General features: G+C 65.9%; 12 protein-coding genes. 8 read left to right on the forward strand and 4 right to left on the reverse strand.

Annotated features, from left to right (window positions below; genetic code table 11):
• The first annotated feature begins 55 nt into the window (after positions 1–55).
• The 6 genes from ACTSLZ_RS02520 to ACTSLZ_RS02545 all read left to right on the forward strand — a co-directional run bounded on the left by ACTSLZ_RS02520 (position 56) and on the right by ACTSLZ_RS02545 (position 6,639).
• Entirely contained in the window at positions 56–2,191 is a 2,136-nt protein-coding gene (locus ACTSLZ_RS02520; RefSeq protein WP_443095607.1) for a DUF6541 family protein, read from the forward strand.
• 181 nt (positions 2,192–2,372) lie between these two features.
• Positions 2,373–2,975: a short chain dehydrogenase gene (locus tag ACTSLZ_RS02525; protein ID WP_443095608.1), complete on the forward strand. Its 603-nt coding sequence runs from the start codon at positions 2,373–2,375 to the stop codon at positions 2,973–2,975.
• 127 nt (positions 2,976–3,102) lie between these two features.
• Complete coding sequence (locus ACTSLZ_RS02530) at positions 3,103–3,858, forward strand: glycosyltransferase family 2 protein (protein ID WP_238692467.1); 756 nt, start codon at positions 3,103–3,105, stop codon at positions 3,856–3,858.
• Entirely contained in the window at positions 3,855–4,397 is a 543-nt protein-coding gene (locus ACTSLZ_RS02535; protein WP_129316517.1) for a DUF2304 domain-containing protein, read from the forward strand. The genes ACTSLZ_RS02530 and ACTSLZ_RS02535 overlap by 4 nt, the downstream gene beginning before the upstream one ends.
• Positions 4,394–5,269: a glycosyltransferase family 2 protein gene (locus ACTSLZ_RS02540; protein ID WP_129316519.1), complete on the forward strand. Its 876-nt coding sequence runs from the start codon at positions 4,394–4,396 to the stop codon at positions 5,267–5,269. The genes ACTSLZ_RS02535 and ACTSLZ_RS02540 overlap by 4 nt, the downstream gene beginning before the upstream one ends.
• An 8-nt stretch (positions 5,270–5,277) precedes the next feature.
• Positions 5,278–6,639, forward strand: coding sequence for a hypothetical protein (locus ACTSLZ_RS02545; RefSeq protein ID WP_443095609.1), 1,362 nt, complete (start codon positions 5,278–5,280; stop codon positions 6,637–6,639).
• A 477-nt stretch (positions 6,640–7,116) separates the two neighbouring features.
• On the opposite strand, the gene ACTSLZ_RS02550 is transcribed toward ACTSLZ_RS02545, so the two are convergent.
• Together ACTSLZ_RS02550 and ACTSLZ_RS02555 are read right to left on the reverse strand one after the other, a co-directional pair.
• Complete coding sequence (locus ACTSLZ_RS02550) at positions 7,117–7,614, reverse strand: DUF4385 domain-containing protein (RefSeq protein ID WP_443095610.1); 498 nt, start codon at positions 7,612–7,614, stop codon at positions 7,117–7,119.
• Positions 7,615–7,689: 75 nt separating this feature from the next.
• Positions 7,690–8,568, reverse strand: a complete 879-nt coding sequence (locus ACTSLZ_RS02555; RefSeq protein WP_443095611.1) for an EamA family transporter — start codon at positions 8,566–8,568, stop codon at positions 7,690–7,692.
• Between the two features lie 831 nt (positions 8,569–9,399).
• Between ACTSLZ_RS02555 and ACTSLZ_RS02560 the strand changes: the two genes are divergently transcribed.
• Positions 9,400–14,394, forward strand: a complete 4,995-nt coding sequence (locus ACTSLZ_RS02560; protein WP_443095612.1) for an NAD-glutamate dehydrogenase — start codon at positions 9,400–9,402, stop codon at positions 14,392–14,394.
• 326 nt (positions 14,395–14,720) lie between these two features.
• On the opposite strand, the gene ACTSLZ_RS02565 is transcribed toward ACTSLZ_RS02560, so the two are convergent.
• On the reverse strand, positions 14,721–15,068 hold the full coding sequence (locus tag ACTSLZ_RS02565; RefSeq protein WP_178980510.1) for a DUF202 domain-containing protein: 348 nt from the start codon (positions 15,066–15,068) through the stop codon (positions 14,721–14,723).
• Positions 15,065–15,442, reverse strand: a complete 378-nt coding sequence (locus tag ACTSLZ_RS02570; protein ID WP_129316364.1) for a YidH family protein — start codon at positions 15,440–15,442, stop codon at positions 15,065–15,067. The genes ACTSLZ_RS02565 and ACTSLZ_RS02570 overlap by 4 nt, the downstream gene beginning before the upstream one ends.
• Before the next feature lie 281 nt (positions 15,443–15,723).
• On the opposite strand from ACTSLZ_RS02570, the gene ACTSLZ_RS02575 reads away from it, so the two are divergent.
• Positions 15,724–19,113 carry an NAD-glutamate dehydrogenase domain-containing protein gene (locus ACTSLZ_RS02575; protein WP_443095613.1) on the forward strand — a complete coding sequence of 1,130 codons (3,390 nt, stop codon included), beginning with the start codon at positions 15,724–15,726 and terminating at the stop codon, positions 19,111–19,113.
• Positions 19,114–19,125: the final 12 nt, after the last annotated feature.

Below are 19,125 nucleotides of genomic sequence, written 5' to 3' on the forward strand. Positions count from 1 at the left end.
AGGATTGTTGGAGTTTGCTCGAAATGCACCACTACTGATCGGAGCCATGGAGTCCATGGAATGGTTGAGCCTCGTCCCCGCCCTGGCCGTCTGCATCATTCTGCTGATCGTGCCGGGCCTCCTGGTCACGCTCGCCGTTCGCATGCGCGGATTCGACGCGGTCGCACTGGCTCCCGCGGTGTCGATCGGCCTGATCGCCGTCAGCGCCGTACTTGCCCCCATCGCTGGGATCGGGTGGGCCCTCTGGGTCCCGTTCGCGGGCGGAATCGTGACGGCACTCGTCTTCGGGCTCATCGCGTGGGGATTCAGGGCCGCCCGGATCGAGGACTACCCGGTCCGTTCGAGGCCCCGAGGCAGAAAAAAGCACGCTGGTTCTGCGGGCCACGACGACGTCGAACAGGCCCCGTGGAACTCCGAGGCGGGAACGGACGAATCGGCGTCCTCCCGCGGCTCCTTCCGTTGGACCGGCCCCGGGCGTCTCGGCGGTGACTTGGTGCCGGCCCGGTGGTTCTCGCGGGGCCAACTCGCCTACTGGGCATCCTTCGTCATCGCAGCCCTGGTCATGCTCCGGACCATCACGAATGCCATCGGCGCACCGGGCCGGTTTTCCCAGACCTTCGACAACAATTTCCATCTCAACGTCATCCGGTACATCGTCGAGCAACACAACGCCTCGTCCCTGACGGTCAGCGCAATGACCGCGGGCGGGGGTGCACCGACGTTCTACCCGGCGGCTTGGCACGACGTCGTGTCCTTGGTCTTCATGTCCACTGGACAGGGTTCGATCCCCATGGCCACCAACGCCATGATCGTGACGGTCGCCGTCGTCGTCTGGCCCTTGTCGGTTCTGTACCTGATGCGATCGATGATGCGGTTCAACCTTCCGACCGTGCTCACGGCCGGCGCCGTCCTCTCGGGCTTCGCGGCGTTCCCGGTCCTGCTGATGTACTTCGGGGTGCTCTACCCGAACTTCCTGGGTATCGCGCTGATCCCGGCGGGTCTCGGGCTCCTGATCAACGTGCTGCGGGTTTCGGCGATTCGCAGGGTGACCACGATCCAATCGATCCTCCTCGGCATCGTGGTGGCGCTCGGCATCGGATTCGCTCACCCCAACGCCGCCATGTCCCTGGTCATCATGACCGTCCCGATTCTTCTGGTGCGCGGGGCCGTGCAGATCTGGCGCGCGGCGAACCGCAGGACGAGCGTCGGCGTCGTGATCGTCCAGGTCATCCTGATTGCCGCGGGACTCTGGCTCATCTGGTACCTGTGGGGCATCGTCCGACCGGAGGCCGGGGCCGCAACGTGGGGCCCGGCGACCTCGGACACCCAGGCCTTCGGCGAGGCTCTGCTCAACAGCCCCCTGAGCCTCACCCAGGCGCAGTGGGTGCTCTCGATCCTCGCGATCCTGGGCACCCTCGTGGTCCTCTACACCCGACGCAACGTCTGGCTCGCCCTCGTCTACGGGGTGCTGATCTATTACTACATTTGCGTGCGCTGGCTCCAGTGGGACCAGGACCGGATGTGGGCGACCGGCGTCTGGTACAACGACCCCTACCGTCTGGCGGCCCTGCTGCCCGTGGCCGCGGTGCCTCTGGCCCTGATCGGCATCCACTGCATCACGCAGGCCCTGATGGGTTCGGCCGTGGTCGAGCGGTGGAAGCACCGGGGACCGCAGGTGCTTGGCGTCGTCTCGGCCCTCACCGTGATCCTGGCGCTTGCGCTCACGCAGTTCGCCCGGCCCCTCAACGACATGGTCAACGCGTCCTACTGGAGCTATTACGCCTCCGAGGACGCCCAGCTGGTCGACAGCGACGAACTCGACGTCATCCATCACATCGACGATTACGTTCCGGACGAGGACACCGTCATCGTGAACCCGTGGACGGGCGGGGCACTCGCCTACGCCCTGGCCGACCGGCACGTCACGGCCGCACACACGCTCTACACACCCACCGACAACGCGAAGATCTTCGACGGCTCCCTCAACCAGGCGAACCAGGACCCGAAGGTCTGCCAGGCCGTCAAGGACGACGACGCCAAGTACGTCCTGGACTTCGGAACCGACGAGGTCAACCAGGGCGACCACTCGGGCGCGTTCCAGGGTCTGCAGAACCTGGAGGAGAGCGGCGTGGCGATCCCCGTCTACCAATCCGGGGACGCCAAGTTGCTCAAGATCACGGCGTGCGACTGATTCGTCGATCGGGCCGACCTCGTCGATCCGGTCGGCGCGGGGAGCGGATTCAGGGGAGCATCGCGGTCTCGGCGATTCCGCCCCGGGCGAAGGACGGCGGCACGGTGGGCCAGCGGACCCGCCGACATCCGGCACGTAGCCTCGAGGCACTCAACGGAATGCTGAAGGAAGGAAGCGGAGAATGACACGGAAGATTCTCGTCGTAGGAGCCTCGGGGCTCATCGGGCACGCGGTGGCAGACGAACTGTCCAAGAACCACGAGGTGATTCGGGCCTCGCGGAACGGCGACGAACGCGTGGACATGTCGGACATCGACTCCGTCCGTGCCCTGTTCGAGAGGATCGGGCACGTCGACGACGTCGTGTGCTGCGCCGGTGCGGCACCGTTCAAGCACGTCACGGAGCTCTCGGCCGAGGACTACGAGGACGGGCTTCGGAGCAAGGCCATGGGCCAGATCAACGTCGTCACCGAAGGAATGAAGCGAGTCGCCGATGGCGGCTCCTTCACGCTCATCTCGGGCATCCTGACCACGGTCCCGATCCATGGAAGCGTGGCATCGGCCGTGGCGAACGGTGCCGTGGAATCCTACGTGGTCACTGCGGCGTCGGAGCTTCCCCGGGGGCTGCGCATCAACGCGGTCAGCCCGACCGTTCTGAAGGAGGCCACTGGATACCACTCGGCCTTCCCCGGCTTCAAACAGGTTCCGGCAGAAGACGTCGTTCAGGCCTTCGTCCGGTCGGTCGAAGGCGTCGAGAGCGGACAGGTCCTGACCGTCTGGGGCTGACCCTCGGGCGCATGCCATTCTGTGCGCGAGTCACGAGAACCGAATCGCATCGGGTGCCCGGTCCCACACGTATTCTTCGCCGGTCCTCAGGGAGTTCCAGGGCGCAACCGGTAGGCTAAGGACCACTATGGCTAAAATTCCAGACGCTCACCCCACGTTGAGCTGCCTCATCATCATGCCCGCATGGAATGAGGAAGAAGTCATCGGGTCGACGATCCGTGAGCTTCAGTCCACCATGCCCGCCTACGACCTGCTGGTCGTCGACGACGGTTCGACGGACGACACCTCGCGCATTGCGCGCGCCGCGGGCGCGAGCGTTCTGCAACTGCCCTACAACATGGGCGTTGGGGGAGCGATGCGCGCGGGGTTCAAATACGCCCAGCGCCTGGACTACGACCGGGCGATCCAGGTGGACGCTGACGGCCAGCACGACCCCCGCGACATCGAACGGGTCCTCGAAGGCCTGGCGCAGGCCGACATTTCCATTGGCGCCCGATTCGCCGAACGAGGCACGTACAAGGCCAAGGGCCCCCGCCGGTGGGCCATGGGAATGCTCGCCGGGATGTTCTCCCGCGTGGCCAAGACCCGACTCACCGACGTCACCAGCGGCTTCCGGGCGGCCAACCGCCGCGCGATCGCCCAGTACTGCCGGTATTTCCCCGCCGAATACCTCGGGGACACCGTCGACTCTCTGGCCATGGCCCTTCGCGCCGGCCTATCGGTCACGCAGGTCCCGGTCGAGATGAGGGAAAGGCAAGCCGGAACACCGTCCAACAACCCGTGGAAGTCCGCGATCTACCTGGTCAGGTCGATGTTCGCGTTCTTCATCTCGATGACGCGCAAACGTATTTCCCTGAACGACGCCGAGGGAGGCCACGAGTGAATACAGCATCCATATTCTTCCTGGTTCTCGGGCTGATCCTCGTCATCGCCGTGATCCGCCTGGTCAGGAACCTCAAGCTGCGTGAGAAGTATGCGGCCCTGTGGCTCCTCACGGCGGTCGTGATTGCGGTCCTGATGATTTTCCCCAGACTCCTGGACTCTCTCGCCTCGCTCGTGGGCGTGGTAACGCCCGTGAATCTGCTGTTCCTCATCGGACTGGTTCTGCTCCTGGGGGTGTGCCTGCACCTCTCCCTCGAGATCTCGAGGCTCGAGGACGAGACCCGGGTCCTGGCCGAGGAGGCCGCGATCCAGCGTTCCCTGCTCAACCGCCAACTGGAGAACGTGGAGAGGAATCGCAACCCGACGTCGTCGATGCCGATCATCCAGGTGGACGCCACCGGGGAGCCCCACACGATAGAGACCCACGGGTCCAGCGCGGCTGGGACCGATGGCCGGAGGGACGAGAACGCGCGTCCTTCGGAACCAAAGACTGACCACCGGATCACCGGAGAACCCCACGACCCGACGGAGAAGCCATGACCGTTGACATTCTGTTCCCCTACTACGGAGACGTCGCCCTGATGAAGCAGGCCGTCCGCTCCGTGCTGCACCAGACCAACACGGACTGGCGGTTGATCGTCGTCGACGACGGCTACCCCGACGACTCGATCCCCGGCTGGTTCGAGTCCCTGAACGACGACCGCGTGACCTACATGCGCAACGAGAAGAACCTCGGAGCCAACGGGAACTACCGCAAGTGCCTGGGCTTCGTGGAGAACGAGCTCGTGGTGGTCATGGGCGCCGACGACGTCATGCTCCCGAACTACATCGACTGGTTCGTGCACGCCGCGGAGGCCCACCCCGAGGCGAATATCTTCCAGCCCGGGGTCTTCGTGATCGACGAGAACAACGCGCCCTCGAACACCATGGTCGAGAAGACCAAGGCGTACTACCGTCCTGACCAGACCACGGTTCTCGACGGGGAGGGCCTGGCGGTCTCGATCCTGCGCGGCGACTGGCTGTATTTCCCCTCGCTCGGGTGGCGTGCGGAGACCATCGTGGGTCTTGGCTTCCGCGAAGGATTCGACGTCGTCCAGGACATGTGCCTGGTCATGGACGTTGCGATGACCGGCGGCGCGCTCTTCTACGACGAGACCGCGGCCTTCATGTACAGGCGCCACAAGGCATCGGACTCCTCCTGGCGCGCACTGGACGGCACCCGCTTCGACGAAGAGCGCCGATTCTTCGAGACCATGGCCGAGGAAATGGGCGCCATGGGTTGGTCCAAGGCGGCCACCGTGGCCCGCCTCCACGTCTCCTCGCGCCTGCACGCGGCGAGCCTCTTGCCGAAGGCGGCGCAGGCCAAGAACTGGGGCGGAGTCAAGAACCTGGCATCCCACCTGGTCAAGTAGGGCATTACATGGTGCGTGCAGGTGAGGGCGAAGCGCCCGAGGTCAGCGGACTCGGTTCGGAAGTCACCGCGGAGAACACGACCGGCCAGAGGTCGGTGACCAAGAAGGAATCCACCGGAATCCTCCTGGCCTCCATGATCTCGGCGGTTTCGGCGTTGGGTGCCACTTTCATCGCCAAGCACGCGCTCGCGGGCGAAGAAGTCACGGAATTCCTGGTCTTCTGGTCCACACTCTTCGGGATCTACGGGATCGTTGCCGGCCTCCAGCAGGAGACGACGCGCGCGGTCGGGGCCGCACAATTGCACGCCGGCGATGCGCGACCCTCACGCCCCGGGGCGCGGGTCATGGCGGTCGCGGGCGGATTCGGCGTCGTCATCGCTCTGCTGGTCGCCGTCACCTCTCCGGTCTGGGCGCATGGGCAAGTACCCACCGGCACCGGGTTCGCCGTGGCCATGCTCTGCATCGGACCGTGCCTGTACGCGATGCACTCGGCCATGAGTGGTGCCGCCGCCGGGCGCGACCAATGGTTCCAGTTCTCCGCCCTGGGCGGCGGTGAGGCCGGATGGCGTCTGGTCGCCATGATCGCGGTGGCCCTGATCGCCGGGTCGATCGGCGGGCTCGAGGCGGCCGCAGTCTCCCCGGTCCTGCTGTGGATGATGATCGCCGCCTTCACCTCCGAAGGCCGCAAAACGTTCTCGGCGAGGGCCGACGTCGGCGTCGGCCGCTTCGTGCAGAACGTCCTGTTCGCGATGGGCTCCTCGGCCGCCTCCGCGGTCCTGATGGTCGGACTGCCGGTGGTCCTGAAGGCCAGCGCCGGCGCGGATGCATCGACGTACACGAAGATCTCCATGGGTGCGCTGATTCTTGCGATCTCCATTACGCGCTCGCCGATCATGATCCCGTTGCAGGCCTTCCAGGGCGTCGCCATTTCGGCCTTCCTCAAGCAACGGCATCGTCCCGTGGCCGCCATGGTCAAACCGTCGGCGGCACTGTTGGGGATCGGCCTCTTCGGGGCGGTTCTGGCCTGGATCATCGGGCCGTGGCTGTTCTTCCTCATCTACGGTCCCAAGCCGGAGGAAGCGGCCGCGTACCACGACGTCATCCACGGATGGCTGCTGGGTACGCTGACTTTCGGTTCGGCGATCATGGCCTTGCTGGTCCTCTCCGGGACGGCCATCCTGGCCCTGAACGCACACCGCATGTACATCTTGGGGTGGGTCGTGGCCGCCGCGATCGCCGTCGGCCTGCTGTTCCTGCCGGTGGGCCTCGTGCCGCGCACGATCATCGCCCTCTACGTGGGGCCGGCCTGCGGGTTCGCGATCCACCTGGCCGGCATGGTCGTGGCGTCGCGGAAATACCGGCTCGAGTGAGGCCGCGCGGGGCGGCGTGTGTCGCCCACGCGTGCCGGCGTGCGTGCGCGAGTGCCGGCGTGCGTGAGTGCCGGCGAGGTGGCAGTTTCGTGCGGAATTCGCGGCCAGAACCGCACCAATGTGCCACCTCGCGGGGGCGCTGAGGCTCGTGGCGCACAAAATTGCCACCTCGCGGGGGTTGTCGACGACGTCGTGCGCCGCCACGGTTCCGTTGGGTGGCGGTTGCCCGATTGGGCGGGGTTTGCCGGCGACGTCGTAGCCCTGAAAGCCTGCCGCGCGGTTCTGTTGGGAGGCGGTTACCCGATTGCGAGGAGTTTTCCGCCGTCAGGTGGTGGTTGAAACCCCACCTGACGGCGGTAACGTCTGCCGAATCGGGGAACCGCCACCTCACTCGGTCGCCCCAGGTGGGGCGCTCGCTCGCCGCAGGTGGGACGCTCGGTCGCCCCGGGTGGGACGCTCGGACGCCGCAGGAACCGGTCATCCATAGGCTTCCTGGTGTGCCTTCCGGAGTCGTCGATACGTTTCGTTGGTCCGGGCCGTGTCCCAAGCCTTCTTGAATATGCGTGCCGACTCCGCCTTCTCGGGGTCCTCGGGGGAGGGTTCCCGCTGCTCACGGCCATGCGCTCCGCTGACGCCCTTCTTGTCCTCCGGCACGGGTCCCTTGTACTTCTTTCCGCCGGGATACTTGGCGTAGCGCCGGGATCGCGTGTAGCCCATCTGCAGGAACTTGCGGGCCATGTCGGCGCCGACGATGTCCTTTTGCTCGAGGTAGTCCTCGAACATGCCGAGGATGGTTGAGCTGGATCTCTCGGCGTCCTCGGGCGTCGCGAATTTCCAATGGGGGAGGATCTCGGACTTGTAGGGTTCGACCTTCAGGACACCCTGCTCGCCCCGACCGATGCGGTACAACTCCGGGTTCTTCCGGAGGTCTTCCTTCTCGACGTCGATCGAGTCGTCGAATCCACGTGCGTTCACGTTGTTTATCCTAGCCACCCGCAGGGTGCCGGTTGGAATGGGCTGGCGGGCGAGGCGGTCGTCGTCGTCCTTGCCTCACCCACCGATCAGGGCGACGCCGGCCACCACCAGCAGCGCCCCGAGCAGGCGCCGCCCCGGTCGGGACTCCTTGAAGACCACCCAAGCAAGCAACGAACCGACCACGATGCTCGTCTCCCTCAAGGGGGCGACCAAGGAAACGGGTTCGCTCTGCATCGCGGTCAGCACGAGGAAGTAGGCCGCCGGCGAAAGGACTCCGATGCTGACGATCACGGGCCAGTTCGTCTTCACCGAATCCCTCATGAGACGACGACGCGAACGATTCAGCCCAAAGGTCATGAAAATCGCCTGGTAGACCGCCGACAGTGAAAAATACGGGATGGGCGATTGTGCCAGAGCGGTGACGGAATGGTCGTCCCACAGGGTGTAACCGGCAATGAATGCCCCAGTGAGGATCCCCCAGCCGAGGCCGGCGACCAGCCGCGACCCGTCCACGGCCCCCGGACTCCTGCCTGGTGCGGCCGTCACCACGATTCCGCCAACGATCACGAGAGCACCCGCCAGCGCCCACCACCCGGGCCGCTCGGACAAGAAGGCGACGGCGACGATCATCGTCAGTATCGGGCCCGTTCCGCGGGCGGCGGGATAGACGACGCCGAGCGGGGCGCGATCGTACCCTGTCTGGAGTGCGAGGTTGTAGCCGATGTGGATGACGGCCGAGACCGCCGGGGCCCAGACGAGTGCGGGACCGTAGGCGGACCAGCCGCCGTGCTGGACGACGCACACGATCCCGACCGGTGCCGTGACAAGGGCCGTGACCACCGCATACCACCAGACGAAGGTGTACGAATCGCCATGCTTCGCCTTCGCGGCAAGATTCCACACGGCGTGGAGCACCGCGGCAGAGAGAACCATGGCCAATGCAGCTGCGCTCATCCGACCAGTCTAAAGAGAGGGAGGCCGGTCCTTCGTGAGGCGTCGGGGCGGGCTTGTTGGTGGCGGGGTTCCCGGGGTGTCCGGGGGTGGGTTCCGGGGTGTCTGGGTGTCCGCACGAGGGTTCCGGAGGGCCGTCCGCACGTGGGTTCCAGGGGCCGTCCGCACGCGGGTTCCCGGGGGAGTCCGCTCGAGGTGGCAATTTCGTGCGGTTTCTCCGCCGAGGTGGCGGATTTGTGCAGGTTTTGGCCTGTTTTGTGCACGTGAGTGCCACCTCGGGCGGCCAGGCGCACGTGGTTGCCACCTCGCGGGGGTGGCGGCACATCATTGCCACCTCGCGGGTCCGGAGCGGGGGCCGACGCCGCCCGACCTCGTCCCACCCCGCGTCGCTTCGCCCGACGACGCCGGAACTCGGCCGCCCCAGCCCGCGAGGTGGCAACCACGTGCGCCGTGCGTGCCGAGGTGGCAACCACGTGCGCCGTGCGTGCCGAGGTGGCAGTTTTGGGACCGAAATCAGCAAAATCAGTCCCAAAATTGCCACCTCGGCGGAGAAGACGCACGTGATTGCCACCTCGGCGGAGAAACCGCACGAAACTGCCACCTCGGCGAAGGAGGTCGCTCGAAATTGCCACCTCGCGCCCGCCTCGCGCCCACGAGGCGCCCACGCGACGCACACACCCCGAGGCGGACCATCCACCGGGCAGGACAACAAATGTTGCCCAGAGCAAAACTCGCCCCGGGCCAGGCTGAATTTCCGGAGGCGGGATGAGTATCCTTGGTCAGGTAAAGACGACCACAACGAGGTGGTCCAGTCTTCCGAGGAAGGTAATTGACGTGCCCTTAAACCAGCAGTCCGATCCCACCGAACCCGAGTCCGCGAGCCCCACCGGCTCGAAGGGGACGCACGGAGCAGACGGAGGGGACGGAGAGTCCTGGATCTCCACGTACTATCAGCACGCAACCCGAGACGATGTCGCCGAGTTCAGCGAGGCCGAACTGGTCGAACGGGCGGAACTGCACCGCAAACTGGCCGAGACCCGCGAACCGAATGGCACCAACATCGAGGTCATCCACCACGGAGCCTCGTGGATCCTCATGGTCGTCACCGACGACATGCCATTTCTCGTATCCTCGATCACCGCAGAGATCGCTGCTTCCTACGGCGGCTCAAACGCACTGTTCCACCCCTTGTTCCTGGTCCACAGGAACAAGGAGACGGGCGTGATCGAGAGTCTGCGGGGTCTGAACCTCAAGCAGCAGGTGGCCAGCGGTGACACCGCCGTGTTGCCCAGCCTGGGGTCTGCCGCCGGTCGCGAGAGCGCGATCGAATCCTGGATTTCGGTGGAACTGCTCGGGTGCGATGACGAAGCCACGGCGCAGAACGTCGTCGAGAGCGTGAAATCCGTTCTGAGGGACGCCCGCCATGCGGATGCCGACGCGGAAGCCGTGCGCGACAAGGTCCTGAACCTCTCCGAACGGGTTGGCAACCTGCCGGTACCCGGTCGGGAGAATTCCCAGAACACCCCCGATGCGGCGGAACACCCCAAGGTGGTCCAGGAGTTCCTGAACTGGGTCGCCCGGGACAATTTCTTGTTCTTCGGGTACAAGGAACGCGACCTCAAGGACGGACCCGACGGTCTGACCATCTCCGACCGGCCGGGCACGGGTCTCGGCATCCTCTCCGATCAGCACGACGACGCCGAGGAATCGGTCCACCACCGGGTCAAGCACCTCACGGGTCTCTCGCAGGACAATGCGCGCGATTCCAAGATCGTCTACGTGACCAAAGCGAATTCCCGGTCGACGATCCACCGCCACGAATACCTGGATTACATCGGGATTCGCGACTTCGACGCGAATGGGCGCGTCGTCGGCGAATACGTGATCCTGGGGCTGTTCTCCCTCCAGGCCTATTCCCTGCCGGCCACGGAGGCCCCCTTGATGCGTGAGAGGGCCCGGGTGATCCGGAACCGGTTGGGATTCCAGCCGGGATCGCACTCGGACAAGACGCTCACGGGCATGATCGAGGACTACCCGCGCCTCGAGATGCTCCAAGCCGATCAGGACTCCCTCACGGAGACCTTCGCCGGGATCATCGGGCTCGAGGAACGACGCCGCACCAGGCTGTTCCTCCGCCCCGACGAGTTCGGGCGCTTCGTCTCCGCCGTCGTGTTCCTGCCCCGCGACCGGTACAACACGGGTGTTCGCATCCGCATCGAGAACGTCCTCCGTGAGGCCATGAACCTGGCGTCGATCGACTTCGAGGTCAAGCACTCGGCGTCGGCCCTCGCGCGCCTCTTCCTGCGCCTGCGCCTGTCCGAGCCGAACCAGATTCCGGACATCGACGTCGCCGAGCTCGAGAAGAAGCTGCAGGACGCGACCCGCTCCTGGCCCGAATCCCTCGAAGCCGCCCTGGGAGGCCCGGGCGCGGCCATCGCCAAGCGCTGGTTGGACGCCGCCCCGGTCACTTACCGTGCCGACTACGAAATTTCCGAGGCCGTCGCCGACGCCGGGATCTTCGAGTCCCTCGAGACCTCCGGTCCGGAGCGCCCGGCCGCTGTGCGCATCGGCCGCCCTCGCGCGGAGTCGGACGGCAACGGCGTCGAGAAGGAATACCGCCTCAAGACGTACCTGCGCGAACCGAAGACGCTGACCGAGCTCCTGCCGATCATGCAGAATCTCGGCCTGACCGTGATCGACCAGAAGCCCTACGACCTCTCGACCGCGGACGGAAGCGACTTCCTCCTGTACGACTTCGGGGTGACCTTCCCCGCCGGCGTGGACCCCGAGGACATCGGAGAGCTCTACGAGGACGCCCTGTGCGCCGTGCTCTCCGGGCGCGCCGAGTCCGACTCGCTGGACCGCCTGGTGCTCGCGGAGAAGCTTCCGTGGCACACGGTGGCCGTGTTGCGCGCGTACGTGCGGTACCTGGTCCAGCTGGGGACGGGGCTGTCCCACGCCTTCATGGCCGACACGCTCCTGGCGAATCCCGGTGTCACACGCCTGGTGGTGCGTCTCTTCGAGTCGAGCTTCGATCCGTCCACGGGGGAGACCGTGGAGCAGCGCAAGGCACGGCGCGCAGAGATCACGGAGGAAATCGAGGCGGCCCTGAATGAAGTGCCCACGCTCGACGCCGACAAGATGCTCCGGGCCCTGGCGGAGGTCGTGGCGGCGACCGTCCGGACCAACGCGTACCAGCAGGGTCCGGCGATCGCCTTCAAGCTCATGCCCCAGCAGATCACGTCGGCCCCGCTGCCGCGGCCCAAGTACGAGATCTGGGTCTACTCGCCCCGAGTCGAGGGCGTGCATCTGCGCTTCGGCGACATCGCCCGCGGTGGCCTGCGCTGGTCGGATCGTCGCGAGGACTTCAGGACCGAGGTGCTCGGCTTGGTCAAGGCCCAGATGGTCAAGAACGCCGTCATCATCCCGACCGGGGCCAAGGGCGGATTCTTCGCCAAGCAGCTGCCCGATCCCGCGGCGGACCGCGAAGCGTGGATGACCGAGGGTCGGGCCGCGTACAGTCTCTTCATTCGCTCGCTCCTGGACGTCACCGACAACCTGGTGACCGCGGCGAACGGAGAGGAATCGGTCGTGACGCCGGAGGGCGTCGTCGCACTGGACGGCGACGACACCTATCTCGTGGTTGCCGCCGACAAGGGCACCGCCGCGTTCTCGGACCTCGCGAACTCGATCTCTCAGGAATACGGATTCTGGCTCGGTGACGCGTTCGCCTCGGGCGGTTCCGTGGGCTACGACCACAAGGCCATGGGCATCACCGCCCGTGGGGCGTGGGAATCGGTCAAGAGGCATTTCGCGGAGCTGGGCATCGACTGCCAGAACGAGGAATTCACGGCCGCAGGCATCGGCGACATGTCCGGCGACGTCTTCGGAAACGGGATGCTGCGCTCGGAACACACGCTCCTGGTCGCCGCTTTCGACCATCGGGACATCTTCATCGACCCGACGCCCGACGCGGCGTCGTCCTTCGCCGAGCGTCAACGGCTCTATGACCTTCCGCGCTCCTCGTGGCAGGACTACGACAGGTCCCTGATCTCCGAAGGGGGCGGGGTCTTCTCCCGGTCCGAGAAGTCCATCTCCCTGACCCCGGAGATCCGGAAGGTCCTGGGGCTGGACGAGAGGGTCACCCAGCTTGCCCCGGCCGACCTGGTCTCGGCCATCCTCAAGGCCCCGGTGGATCTGGTCTACAACGGGGGCATCGGCACCTACACCAAGGCGTCGACCGAAACGAATGCGCAGGTCGGGGACAAGGCGAACGACGTGCTCCGCGTCAACGGTGCCGATATCCGTGCCCGCGTGATCGGTGAGGGCGGCAACCTGGGCCTGACCCAGCTCGGACGCATCGAGGCCGCTCGCCAGGGTGTTCTGGTCAACACGGACGCGATCGACAACTCGGCCGGCGTCGAGACCTCCGACCGCGAGGTCAACATCAAGATCATGGTCGACCGCCTGGTCTCCCGCGGATTGTTGGACCCCGGTGAGCGGGCGTCGTTCATCGAGGCCCAGACCGACGCCGTCCGCAACCTTGTCCTGGAGACCAACCGGGAACAGAACGGCTTGTTGCAGGCAGAACGTATGGGCACCATGCCCACGACGGCGACCGCCGCCCGCCTCATGGATCATCTCGAGGAAGCCGCGGGGCTCAATCGTGCGATCGAGTTCCTCCCGACCGACGACGAGTTGGAAGAACGCGTCGCCGAGGGGTGGGGGCTCACCGGGCCGGAACTGGCCGTGCTCACCGCGTACGTCAAGATCGACATTTCCGACTCGCTGCTCACCAGTGGGTTCGGCAACGATCCGTGGCTCTCGCAGATCCTGGACGAGTACTTCCCGGAGGCCGTGACCGCACGGTTCGGCGAGCAGTTGGACGACCACCCGCTGCGTCGGGAGATCATCTGCACCCGAGTCGCCAACGAAATGGTCGACCTGGCGGGGATCACCTACGCCTACCGGGCGGTCGAAGAAACCGGCGCCTCCGTGGCGACGGTGGCCAGCGCCTTCCTGGTGACCCGCGAGCTCTTCGACATTCGTGATCTCATGGCGGCCCACCGGGAACTGCCGGCGAACATCGAGCCGACCGCTTGGCGTTCCATCGCCCGGGAGATCCAGCGCGTCGTCGACCGCGCGACCCGCTGGCTGATCAACGAAGGCTCGTTGGCAACCGGCGATCTGCGCACCGAGGTCCCGGAGAACCTGCAGATCAAGGCCGTGATCGACCGGTACGCACCAGCGCTCGCGCTCGCCCCGGAGGTCCCCGAGCTACTCGGTTCGAGCGCCCGGAAGCGCCTGGACGAGCGCGAGGAACAGGCCCTGTCCTGGGGGATTCCCGCGGACTTTGCCGCCCGCTGGGCTCGGTTGCTCGACGTGTACCCGCTCATGGACATCGCGACCCTCAACGAGGAGACCGAGTGCGACCTCCGCGAGTCCGCACTGTTGTACTACGCCCTCTCGGACCGGTTCGACATCGACCGGTTGCTCGTCGCCGTCTCCAAATTGTCACGAGAGGATCGGTGGGAGACCCTGGCGCGTTCATCGTTGCGGTCGGACCTGTACGAGACGGTCGCGGCGCTCACGGTCACGGTGTCCCGGGAAGTCACCCAGGGAGAACTCGGCGGGGGAGCCGCGTCGTCGTGGCCAGCGGACTCCGTTGCGGCGAGAAGACTCGTGGACGCGTGGGAGAGCGAACACCCGGTGCACTCCTCGCGGATCGAGCGCCTCATGGGCGAACTGGACCAGGAGCTCGGAGCGGAATCCGCTCCGCGCATGTCGACCCTGTCGGTCGCGGTGCGCACCCTGCGCGGCCTGATCTAACGTCACGGGCGCCCGAGTGGTGCCGCGGGTGCTGCGGGCGCCGCTGGTGCCGTGGGTGACCGAATGGTGCTGCGGGTGCCGAGGTGGCAGTTTTGAGCGGCCGGCCTCGCGAGGTGGCAGTTGTGAGCGGCGGCCCTCGCGAGGTGGCAGTTTTGGGACGCAATCGCGAAGATTCGGTCCCAAAACTGCCACCTCGGCGTGAAGGACGCACGGGATTGCCACTTCGGCGTGAGGGACGCACGGGATTGCCACTTCGGCGTGAGGGACGCACGGGATTGCCACTTCGGCGTGAGGGACGCACGGGACTGCCACCTCGGCGCGAAAGATCAGCCGCGCGTGATCACCACGATCGCGATGCCGGCGAGCGATAGACCCGCGACGGCCGCGGCGGTCGAGAGCACGGCGACCGGGTCCGCCGACAGGCTCTCGTGGCGCACTCCGCGGGAGTGGCGGCCGTAGCGGCGTCGTTGGGTTGCGTGGATCGCGGCGGCGATGACCCATGCGAGAACGGTCAGAAGGACCACCCACCAACCGAAGTGCGGCAGCCACCGCAGGAATCCGGCGCCGACGACGCCGACGGCCAGGAGCGTCCGTCCCCATGACAGGACCGTCCGTTCCGGTTGCAGGCCGGCGTCGGCTGGGGCGTCGGGATGGGGGCGATCGTGAACGCTCACCCCAGGACCATCCCGAGAATCAGGCAGGCCGCCACCGCGCCTCCGAGGCTCAGGAGCGGAACAATCAGGGGCAGGGTCAGAGGCTTGCCTCGTCGAAGCCGATTTTCGGTCTTCCACCACCGAACGGCGGCACCCAGGCTGATCAGGAATGCGATGGCAATGACCAGGATCGACAGAGCGCGGTGGACCCCTTCGGGAAAGACGCCGTCGCCAATGGTCTCCAGGGCGATGCCCCCGGCCAGGAAAGCCAGAGAAGTCCGGATCCACGCGAGAAACGTCCGCTCGTTGGCGAGGGTGAACCGGGGGTCCGGCTCGGAACCACCAGGGAGGACGGTGCGGGAGGCCCAGTCACGGTCCTTGGCTTCTTCGCTCATACATCCTCCGGATCGACGTCGTTCCCACCATATATTGCCCCGTGTGACCCGTCACCGAAACCGGTGGCGGCGTCATGAAATGCACCGAACCGAGGTCGTCTGCGAGCTCACCCACGGGCCCACGGGAGACATCCGCAGCCACGAAGACCAATACTGAGCCTGCGTAACCTCTTTCCACATCTTGGGCTGAGATCCTCAGCAGACCGTCATGGGTCCTAACCTTGGGAAAAAGTAACTTGAGCCATGTTCATGGCCGAAGACCGGAGGGAAGGGGGAGTCGGATGGCTCACCACGAGAAGGCCGAAACCACAGTTGATCGTGTGCGGTACGAGCTCCCGGAGGAGCAGGTCGATGCCTCGATCTTGAAGGACCTCGCGGAAGCGGGCCCCGATCGTCCTGCCGCGACCCGACTGTTCCGCCCTTCGGCGGACGACGACCAGAACAGAATCGCCGAGAAGGAAGTTCGCCTTCGGGTCTACCTGCGTGAACCGCGAGCCCTGTCCGATCTCCTGCCGATTCTGCAGAATCTGGGGCTCCACGTGGTCGACCAGATTCCCTATGACGTGCACACCAAGGACGGCGCAACGTTCGCCCTCTACGATTTCGGGGTCGTGTTCCCCGACGGCGTGGACGTCGACGAAGTTCTTCCCCTCGCCGAGGATGCCCTGTGCGCGGTGCTCGCCGGGCGTGCCGAACCCGGTGCGGCCAACCGGCTGGTCCTGTACGAATCCCTGCCGTGGCGAACTGTCGCCGTACTGCGCGCGTACTGCCGGTATCTGTTGCAGCTCGGAACCGAGTACAGCCGCCCCTTCATGGCGGACACCCTGGTCCAGAATTCGCTGGTGACCAAATTGCTCGTGCAGCTGTTCCGCGTGGGGTTCGACCCCGAGTGGGAGCAGGGGGCGTCGGCCGAGCGCCGCCGCGAAAAGCAGGAGGAAGTTCGGGGAGAGATCCGCGCGGCTCTCGACGACGTCGCCGATCTCTCCCAGGACCGATTCCTGCGGACAATGACGGAGGTCGTGTCGGCCACGGTCCGCACCAATGCGTACCTCGGCAAGGAAACCATTGCCCTCAAATTGCTGCCGCGGAAGATCGAGGAAGCGCCGCTTCCGCGACCGGCCTTCGAAATCTGGGTCTATGCGCCGCGCGTCGAGGGCGTCCACCTGAGGTTTGGCAAGGTAGCTCGCGGCGGGTTGCGGTGGTCCGACCGTCGCAACGACTTCCGCACGGAGATCCTGGGTCTGGTCAAGGCCCAAATGACCAAGAACTCCGTGATCATCCCGACCGGTGCGAAGGGCGGATTCTTCCCCAAGAACGCCCCGGGTCGCGATGAGGACCCGGAGGGTTACCAGAGGGAGGGCGAAGAGTCCTACAGGCTGTTCATCCAGTCCCTGCTGGACGTCACCGACAACCTGGTGACCACGGACAAGGGCGAGCACGAAGTGGTCTCCCCGGAGGGCGTGGTCGTGCTGGACGAGCCCGACCACTACCTCGTGGTCGCGGCAGACAAGGGCACGGCGACTTTCTCCGACTTCGCCAACTCGATCTCCCAAGAGAACGGTTTCTGGCTGGGGGATGCCTTCGCCTCGGGTGGTTCCGTGGGCTTCGATCACAAGGACATGGGCATCACCGCCAAAGGCACGTGGGAGTCCGTCAAGCGGCACTTCGCGTCCCTCGGGGTCGACTGCCAGAGTGAGGACTTCACGGCCATCGGCATCGGCGGCATGGCCGGAGACGTGTTCGGCAACGGCATGCTGCTGTCCGAACACACCAAACTGGTCGCGGCCTTCGACAGCCGCCACATCTTCCTGGATCCCAATCCCGATGTGGCGACGTCCTTTGCCGAACGACGTCGGTTGTTCGGCCTACCCCGGCCGTACTGGACCGACTACGACGCGTCGCTCATCTCCGAAGGCGGCGGGATCTACAAGCGAAGCGACAAGGCGATCGTCATCACACCGCAGGTCCGTGAGGCCCTCGGCCTGAAGGACGAGGTCGAGCGGCTCTCACCCGCCGAACTCGTGTCGGAAATACTCCGTGCCCCGGTGGACCTGCTCTACACGGGCGGGGCGGGAACTTACGTCAAGGCAACCGCAGAAACCCATCAGGATGCGGGAGACAAGGACAACGACCCGCTGCGGATCGATGCTTCCGAGCTCAGGGTCAGGGTCGTCGGCGAAGGCGGAAACCTCGGACTGACCCAGCGGGCCCGGATCGAGGCCGCCAGAAACGGGGTCCTGGTCAATACGGATGCGGTCGACAACTCGGCCGGCGTCGAGACCTCCGACCGGGAGGTCAACCTCAAGATTCTGGTGGACCGTCTGATCGAGCACGGTCACATCGACCGTGAGGAACGGGCCGGATTCATCGAGGAGCAGGTCGAAGAAGTCTCCGACCTGGTTCTGCGCAGCAACCGGGACCAGAACATTCTGCTCCACGCCGAACGGCTCGGAACCCGGCCGACCAATAGCAGCGCCTCGCGGTTCATTCATTTCCTCGAAGAGCATGCCGACCTCAACCGTGAGGTCGAGTTCCTGCCCTCGGACAAGGAACTCAGGAAGCGCCGTGAGAACGGGGAGAAGCTGACCAGCCCGGAACTGTCCGTGATGACGGCCTATTCCAAGATCGAGCTGACCCACGCACTCCTGGATGCAGGATTCGGCGACGACCCCTGGTTGGAGGAAGTCCTCCACGAGTACTTCCCGCAGCCGGTCACGGAACGGTTTGCCGACTACTTCGGGGAGCACCCGTTGCGGCGCGAGATCATCTGTACGCGGGTGGCCAACGAGATCGTGGATACCGCGGGCATCGTCTTCGCCTACCGCGTCATGGAGGAAACCGGTGCGTCCGTCCTAACGGTCGCCCGCGCCTTCCTCGTGATCCGGGAACTGTTCGATCTGAGGGGCCTCCGGAAGCTCCACCGGGACATCCCGGCGGATGCCGACCCCGAGGCCTGGAGGACCGTCATCCAGGACATCCAGCGGTTCACCGACCGTGCTGTGGGTTGGGCCATCCGCCACGGCGTCGTCGCGCGCAAGGACGAGTCCGAGGGCGGGGACATCATCGCCGGCGCCATCGAGGAGCTCGCTCCCGGTGTGGCGCTGCGGGACGACGTCGCGAGCCTGGTCGGGCAGAAGTCCGAGGCCTCGATCCGCCGGCGTCTCGAACAGGCCGAGGAATGGGGCCTGCCTGATGAGCTGGCCCGCACCTGGGCGCAACTGTGGGAGTCCCTGACCCTGTTGGATGTCGACGTCGTCGCCGAGGAGTCAGGGCTGGCGCCCCGCCAGGCGGCCCTGATGTACTTCGCCGTGGTGGACAGGTACGCGGTCCACGAGCTGCTGGCCGCGGTGACGGAGTTGCCCCGGGTCGGTCGTTGGGAATCCATTGCGCGGGCCTCCCTGAGGTCCGATCTGTACAAGGCCAGCGAGGAGTTCACGAAGCGTGTGCTCAAGGACCTTCCGGACTCCGAGAGGCCCCAAGATCCGGCCGAGGCACGGTCGGCTCTACTCCAGTGGGAGAACGAGCACCCGGCCTATGCTCCGAGCATCGCGCGTCTGACCGACGAGATGAACCTCGAGATCCAGGGCTACTCGGGCGGCTCGCAGCCCGTCGATCTGGCGACCCTTTCGGTTGCCGTCCGGACGCTGCTCCACCCGACGGGAGAGTTCTAGAACACCCCGCCG

It is taken from the genome of Rothia koreensis, assembly GCF_052232265.1.
In the GTDB taxonomy this organism is placed as follows: Bacteria; Actinomycetota; Actinomycetes; order Actinomycetales; family Micrococcaceae; genus Rothia; species Rothia koreensis.